This is a genomic window from Staphylococcus sp. KUGN1 (assembly GCF_045984185.1).
In the GTDB taxonomy this organism is placed as follows: Bacteria; Bacillota; Bacilli; order Staphylococcales; family Staphylococcaceae; genus Staphylococcus; species Staphylococcus warneri_A.
Map to the genome: position 1 here is coordinate 858,839 of NZ_JBJQIL010000001.1, position 5,874 is coordinate 864,712.

The following is a 5,874-nucleotide window of genomic DNA, read 5'->3' on the forward strand; positions in this document are numbered from 1 at the left end:
TTAGGATTTATTTCTATTCGCAATTTGTTTCCAAACAGAGCCGAGGGCTTCATCGCCCTTTTCTATTCTAGAAATGGCCATTTCGATTTGTAATTTTACTTCATACGCTGGATCATCGGCATGTGCTTTTAGACTATCTAATTGTTGTTCGTTTCCTTCATCAAATATAAACATAGCTGCTCTCCAACGAACGATTTTTTGAGGATCGTCAAGTGCTTGTTCCATTTCTGGTAGTGCCTCTTTAAATCCTAAATCGCTTAGGCAGTCTCCTGTTGTACGTCGTACTGCTGGACTTTTATCATGTAATCCTTTGTATATATATGGTAGGATTTGACGATCTTCAATCATTCCTAATAACACAATCGCTTCACGACGGAGTGGCACCTTCTCTTCATTTAATGCAGCGTCTAATAAAGGAATATCATCAAAAGTCGGTGTTGGGAATGATTTCAACATTCTTAATTTTTCTTTCCAGTCTGAAGCTTGTTGATACGTTTCAAGCGATACACGATGATATTGGCTTTCTGGAATGGCAATATCTGTTTCTAATGCTTCTGTAATGAGTTGTTGAATTCGTTCTTCTGGATATAGTGCTAATGTTTCTTCATATACGTCATTCATAACATCGTCGATATCACCATATCGAATACCAAAGTCTTCCCATTTTCTTAAAAATACTACGTTATCGCTATCTTTTTGAGCTTTAAGCATACTATCTACATAAAATTCAGGTAATTGTTTACGCTTTTCATCATGTCCAGTGGATAGTTTGATTTGATATGGTATCCCCTTAAACATTAACACCTCAGCTTTAACTTCTCCAAAGTGTTCATCTGGTTGTGTTTCTTGTTGTGAATGTTCTTCCTTATTTAAGGTAGAAGTAATTAAAGGTAGGACGTCTTCCCAATCGGCTTTAGGCTGTTTATCGATTGCTAAGAAATCCATAACATAGAAAATGGACTTCACACCATCAAGTTCTAATAAGTCATTGATAAATTGTGGTTGTTGATCATTAATGGTTGTATAAGTATTAGATTGATTATCTTGCCTTTTCTCTGTCAAGACGACTTTCATCGTATTAGGACTCGGTGTAGGTTCTACACGTAAAATTTCCATAGTCTCTGTCCCTCCATGCAATCAGATTTACTTATTGATTGAATTTATCTTCTATTTGAGGGATTAGCGTTTGCCAATCTGCTTCATCCTCTTTATCAACTGAAATGAAATCCATGACATAAAAAATAGATTTCACACCTTCGATATCAAATAAGGCATTTATGAATTCGGGTTGACCTTCTTCTGCTGATGTATACGTATTCGATTTCATGTCTTCTCGTGTTTCGTTTAAAGTGATTTTCATTGTATTGTGATTCGGTGTTTCTGAGATTGAAACAATTTCCATAACAATAACCTCCTATTGAAGTCCATTTCCTATTTGTTTAATTTGTTTACCAATTGAACATTCATTGATACAAAAATGATGTGCCTGTGTCTTGTTTTCAGTCTTTCTTATATGCGACTTTAATGGACATTGATGACAATACGTAGTCAATAATTGATCAATTTGATTTATAGCTTGTTGTTCGGAATAAGTAAGGATACTCTCCACTCCCTTTAGCTATAGAATTTTTTTATGTCGCAAATAAAGAGTTCGTGACATTAGTGTAGCGCATATGACATTTCTTTTGTGCCAAGCTCATCTAATCTACTGTCTTAGACTCATTAATTCACATGTCGATATTATAGCATTTATTAACCATGATTGAACAACAATCAATTTGTCTTTCTTATATTTCAATATTCATAGAATTTAACATTTCGTCGATTTGGAAAACGGATTGCATAAAATACTGTTTTAGAGTAAAATGGTTAAGTTATTTTAGCGGTTTCTAAACACCCGCATTAACAAAATTTAGGAGGAAATGATATGTATAATGAATTGTTTGGAGTTGCAACGTTTTTAGTGACGTTTATTTTAATGGTAGCGATGTATCGTATGTTTGGAAAACAAGGATTACTAGCATGGGTTGCGATTGGTACGATTATAGCAAATATACAAGTTATCAAAACTGTAGAAATTTTTGGCATTTCAGCTACTTTAGGTAATGTAATGTTTGCTTCTATTTATTTAGCGACGGACATTTTAAATGATATATACGGAAGAAAGGTCGCAAAACGTGCAGTTTGGTTAGGTTTTTCCTCAACACTGGTTATGATTATCGTCATGCAAATGTCTTTACATTTTATTCCATCCCCAGAAGATACTGCACAAAATGCTTTTCATGCCATCTTTGATGTTGTACCTAGAATTGCTTTAGGTTCAATTGTTGCTTATATCATTGGTCAACACGTGGATGTATTTATATTTTCATTAATTAAAAAGCTATTTAGTTCAGATAAAACATTCATTATTAGAGCATATGGAAGTACAATAATTAGCTCTATCATTGATACAGCATTATTTGTATCCATTGCATTTATAGGTAGTTTACCTGGTATGGCAGTTTTTGAAATTTTTATAACGACATATGTTTTAAAACTTGTATCTACTATTTTTAATGTACCATTCGGATACATTGCCAAATCATTCTACCGTAAAGGTAAAATTACTAAGTTAGATGAAGGTTTTTAAGTTACCTATTAAATATCAATCGCTTTGCTTAATTTTCTAATTGAGTAAAGCGATTTTATTTATAATAATTGAAATTGGATGAATTTGTACTTATTATTGTGATTTAATTAAAGTACAGATGATGAGACTAGTTTAGAACATATAAATGAAGTAGGTGTAGATATGGCTAAAATTAATTTTGATGCTGCGACTAAAGGGAATCCTGGAAGAAGTGCATGTGCTATTGTTATTAAAGAGGAAGATCAACATCACGTGTTTACTCATGATTTAGGAGAAATGGATAATCATAGTGCTGAATGGGCAGCTTGTATCCATGCATTAGAACATGCTAGAGAACTAAAAGTGAATAATGCCCTACTTTACACTGATTCAAAGTTAATTGCAGATAGTGTAGAAGCAGGATATGTTAAAAATGCTAAATTCAAACCTTATTTTGAACAATTAGAGATTTTAGAGCAAGACTTTGATTTATTGTTTGTAAAATGGGTACCTAGAGATCAAAATAAAGAAGCTAATCAACATGCACAACAAGCATTATATAAAATATTAAAAGCCAAATAATAAAAAGGAGCACCGATTGAAGTGATTTCAATCGGTGCTCCTTTATTTTGAGGAACGATTACTTTTTACGTTTAGAAGATTTTTTAGATTTCTTTTTCTTCTTTTTGGAAGCGACGACTTTTTTATTTTTAGTTGGTGCTTTTCCTTTTGTATTCGTTGATGTCTCTTTGCTTTCTCTTTTCTTTTTAGCAATCAGTGGTGCAACGTGTGAATCATCTCCCTTTAGTATGTGTTTCTTTTTAGATGATTCAGTTACTTTCTTATTGCTTTCTTCTTCATTGTTCTTTTTCTTTTTAGCTACTAACAATGGTGTGTGGTCGACGTCATCGATTAGGTGTTTGTTCTTCTTAGTTTCTTGTGAATGAAGATCTACGGTTTCATCTTCCTCTTCTTTTTTACGACGTTTCGCTAATATGAACCAGAATCCCGCTAATAAACTTGAAATACCTACAAATCCAAGTGTATTTTTTAATAAATCTACGAATCCATTTGAATTTTTATGGTGTTTGAAGTCGTCATTTGGTTCGTCAGTGTCTTTCTTCGCGTGTTCATTTGTTACAAGATCTTTTAGACTGTCTGTCGCATTGCCGTTAGTACCCATAAATGTTTCTAATTGGTTAATGTTAAGTGCGCTTGTTAAATCTGACAAGTTTGGACGAGTATGTGTTGACTGAGTCGGATTATTTGAATTCCATCCTACTATTTCAACAGATAGAATACGTGGGATACCTTCATTTAACGCTTGATCAACAGCTTGATGTGATTGGGCATTATCTATATTTCTAATTGTATTGTTTAAGATATCATAGATTTTATTTAATGCATCTTGTTTTTGGCTACGTGTTCCAAAAGGACTATTTTGGATACTTCTAGATTTTTGATGAGCAACTTGATGAATAGATGAAATGGCATTGTTCTTATGTTTCGCTAAGTCGTTAGCAACAGGTTTGAATTGGTTAATTGTTACTTGATATTGATCTTTTTGCTTATTGATTTCAGATAAAGATGTTGCTTTGTTAATTGCTTGGATAGCATTGTCTTTCAACTTATTAAGTTGTTTGATTGCATCTTGTTTTTCTTTATCAGATAGATCTTTTCTAGCGTTAATTTCATCTATTTTTTGTTTGATTGCGTCTTCAATCGATTTTTGTGCTTTAACTTTCGCTTGATCAATTGTAAATGTATTAGGGTTAAAGTGGTAAATTTGGTCTTGACCACTTTGTTTAGCATGATCAACGTCCTCTTGATTCGTTGCTTTATTGATATTGTCAATGGCTTGTTGTTTTAATTTATTCACTTCAGCAATCGCAGCATCTTTTTGTGCTTTTGTTAAAGTAGTGTTGTTATTAATATCGTTAATTTTATTTTGGGCTAGACCTTCTATATCTTTAATGGCTTGATTTTTAGCTACTATTAACGCTTGTTCAATTACTTTAACTGGCACATGAACAATCACTTTTGATCCATTAGCTAGAGTGATTTCAACGCGTGCCTCTAAATCATCAGAGATGTTTGTCGTATTAGGTGTGTCTAATACTTTAGCTGTAATTTGATCACTTAAGTTGATATGTTTAAGCACATCTTCGTCAGTTATCACTTCGTCACGTTGGGCAATAATTTCACCATTAACTAATACCTGTTGAGCTGATGCTTTTGGTAATTCATGTGTGACTGGTTGTTGATCTACTTCCCAAATAGGTGCATTTTGAATTTGATCAATGGCTTTAGTTAATGCATTTGAAATGTCATCTTTTGTTCTTGCATTTTCGATATTAATCAATGCTTTATTTTCAAAATCATCGATTTCTTTTAATGCTTTTGCTTTCTGATCATCTGTAAGATTTGGATTGCTATTAATTAATTTCATCGCGTTTTGCGTTAGCGATATCTTTTATCGCTTGTTTAGCATCTACTTTAGACTGAATTAAATCTTTAAGTTGATTTAATGCATTATTGAATTGATCTTTGGCATTTTGAATTTGTTCTTTAGTTGTAGCACCTGTAATATTAACATTCGCTTGTTGTTGTAATTGACGAATTTGATCTTTTAATGCTTCTTTTTCTGCATTAGATAGATCTGGATTATGGTCGATTGCATCCAATAATTCTTGACTTTGTCGATTAATATCTTGCTTAGCATCATTTTGAGCTTTCGGTATTTCATTAGCATGAATTTGATCAATAGCTTGACTACCAATATTTTCAACATTATCAACTGCTTGATTCGTTGTTGCTTTATTAATATTATTGATTGTTTGATTAGCCATTGCTTCGGCTTTATTTTTAGCATCTATCTTATCTTGCTCAGTCGCATTTGCATTATCAATATCATTTAATTTATCTGCTAATGCTTTATTGATAGATTGAATTGCTTTGTTTTTAGCATCTTGTAATCTAGCATCGCCATTCAGTTGATTCATAGCATCTTTAAGTGCTTGAATTGCACCTTGGATATCGTTTGTATCTCCAACTTCATCATCAGTACCTTTTAATAATTTTATGGCTTGATCTTTAGCTTGAGTGAAGTTCGCTTTAGTATCATCATCTGCATTTTGGTAATTAATACTATTTTCACTATTTGGAACATCATTATTTACAATATCTTTCAATGCTTTCATCACATCATCTAAATCAATTTGATTATTAATGATGTTATTAAGGGTATCTAAATCATCAGCTTG

At 32.4% G+C, this 5,874-nt stretch carries 7 protein-coding genes and 2 pseudogenes; 2 read left to right on the plus strand and 7 right to left on the minus strand.

From position 1 onward, the window contains the following. From ACJQQZ_RS04295 to ACJQQZ_RS04305, 3 genes are read right to left on the minus strand one after another with little or no spacing between them, the layout of a single operon-like run. Positions 1-1,116 (minus strand): conserved virulence factor C family protein, encoded by a 1,116-nt coding sequence (locus ACJQQZ_RS04295; RefSeq protein WP_408023079.1) that lies wholly within the window; start codon positions 1,114-1,116, stop codon positions 1-3. A 31-nt stretch (positions 1,117-1,147) separates the two neighbouring features. Then, positions 1,148-1,402: a NifU N-terminal domain-containing protein gene (locus ACJQQZ_RS04300; RefSeq protein ID WP_002451168.1), complete on the minus strand. Its 255-nt coding sequence runs from the start codon at positions 1,400-1,402 to the stop codon at positions 1,148-1,150. 12 nt (positions 1,403-1,414) lie between these two features. Then, positions 1,415-1,609, minus strand: coding sequence for a zinc-finger domain-containing protein (locus ACJQQZ_RS04305; protein ID WP_124228301.1), 195 nt, complete (start codon positions 1,607-1,609; stop codon positions 1,415-1,417). Between the two features lie 318 nt (positions 1,610-1,927). Between ACJQQZ_RS04305 and ACJQQZ_RS04310 the strand changes: the two genes are divergently transcribed. Further along, positions 1,928-2,632 (plus strand): queuosine precursor transporter, encoded by a 705-nt coding sequence (locus tag ACJQQZ_RS04310; RefSeq protein ID WP_002451167.1) that lies wholly within the window; start codon positions 1,928-1,930, stop codon positions 2,630-2,632. 162 nt (positions 2,633-2,794) lie between these two features. Continuing rightward, positions 2,795-3,193 (plus strand): ribonuclease HI family protein, encoded by a 399-nt coding sequence (locus ACJQQZ_RS04315; protein ID WP_049424743.1) that lies wholly within the window; start codon positions 2,795-2,797, stop codon positions 3,191-3,193. Positions 3,194-3,251: 58 nt separating this feature from the next. On the opposite strand, the gene ACJQQZ_RS04320 is transcribed toward ACJQQZ_RS04315, so the two are convergent. The 4 genes and pseudogenes from ACJQQZ_RS04320 to ACJQQZ_RS12660 form a co-directional block, all read right to left on the minus strand. Further along, positions 3,252-5,060, minus strand: coding sequence for a DUF1542 domain-containing protein (locus tag ACJQQZ_RS04320; RefSeq protein ID WP_408023080.1), 1,809 nt, complete (start codon positions 5,058-5,060; stop codon positions 3,252-3,254). Beyond that, on the minus strand, positions 5,047-5,295 hold the full coding sequence (locus tag ACJQQZ_RS12650) for a DUF1542 domain-containing protein (protein WP_486387908.1): 249 nt from the start codon (positions 5,293-5,295) through the stop codon (positions 5,047-5,049). The genes ACJQQZ_RS04320 and ACJQQZ_RS12650 overlap by 14 nt, the downstream gene beginning before the upstream one ends. Before the next feature lie 120 nt (positions 5,296-5,415). Next, positions 5,416-5,613, minus strand: a pseudogene (locus ACJQQZ_RS12655) (DUF1542 domain-containing protein); the annotation flags it as partial. A gap of 45 nt (positions 5,614-5,658) precedes the next feature. After that, a pseudogene (locus ACJQQZ_RS12660) lies at positions 5,659-5,811 on the minus strand (hypothetical protein); the annotation flags it as partial. Positions 5,812-5,874: the final 63 nt, after the last annotated feature.